This window comes from Microcystis sp. M53602_WE12 (assembly GCF_030065455.1).
Lineage (GTDB): Bacteria > Cyanobacteriota > Cyanobacteriia > Cyanobacteriales > Microcystaceae > Microcystis > Microcystis aeruginosa.
On the sequence record NZ_JASJFB010000096.1, the window covers coordinates 1 to 1,016 of the forward strand.

1 protein-coding gene is annotated in these 1,016 nt (G+C 39.8%); it reads left to right on the forward strand.

Features of this window, described 5'->3' with window-relative positions; all coding sequences use genetic code 11:
- Positions 1-146 precede the first annotated feature (146 nt).
- Positions 147-617, forward strand: coding sequence for a pyroglutamyl-peptidase I family protein (locus PX482_RS04130; RefSeq protein WP_288122092.1), 471 nt, complete (start codon positions 147-149; stop codon positions 615-617).
- The last annotated feature ends 399 nt before the right edge of the window (positions 618-1,016 follow it).

The window sequence follows — 1,016 nt, forward strand, 5'->3', positions numbered from 1 at the left end:
CAGACATTACCGCGATTTTTGTCAATTGTTTGCGATCTAGAGCGAACTAATCAATTAAATCTCTTGCCAGATAAGGATTTAGTCGATTTATGCCCCCATATCGAACCATACCAAGTCCCGAAGAGCCTTAACTATCAGGAGATAACTTGACAATTCTCTTAACTTCTTTTGCGCCTTGGTTATGCCATCACCGGAGTAATTCCTCCGATGATTTGTTAGCATCCATTCAAGATAATTATCCACAAAAGCTTTTATTTTTGCGTCAACTTCCCGTTAATACCCATCGAGCCAGTGAACGAGTTATCAAAGCTATTCAAGACAAAAAGCCTGATTTCGTTATTTGTTGTGGCATGGCAGAAAATCGTTATCGTTTAAGTTTAGAATCTCAGGCTAGGAGTAGCACAAAAAAGTTATTTACACCAATTCCTCTTAAGGATTTTGTCAAAGAGCTTGCCTATAGCTATATCAGCGATAATGCCGGTCAGTTTGTCTGCGAAGAATTATATTTTCAAATCTTAAAACATCATCCGAGAGCTTTATTCGTTCATGTGCCGCTTTTAACTGACAAAAATTTTGCCATTATTCAAAGAGATTTTCAAAAAATTATCAGTAAGTAGGGTTTGCTGAAAAAGTTTTTCCTAGGGGCAGGGTGTGGGGTGTAGGGTGTAGGGTTTTACCCATTTTCAGGTGGTCAACTACCTAATTTTCAGGGAAAAAGTACCTGATACTAAATCCGTTGAGTATAGGCTAGTTATGAGAAGAGGCACTCATGCAAGAGGCACTCATGCAAAGGGGAGAATAAATAATCAGTTTTTAATAACCGGATTTATTCTTAGGCAGTGGCTTCGACATCGCACTAACTGTCACTAGCTAACTTTTGACATCCTCGCCGCCCTAAAAGTGCGGCGATTCCTAAACCTCACGATTTAAGTTTCTGCTTCCACCACCGTCGCATACCACAGTTAAAAAACCATGTACTGTCTTACACAGAGTCCACAGACTTTCGCCCCATTTCA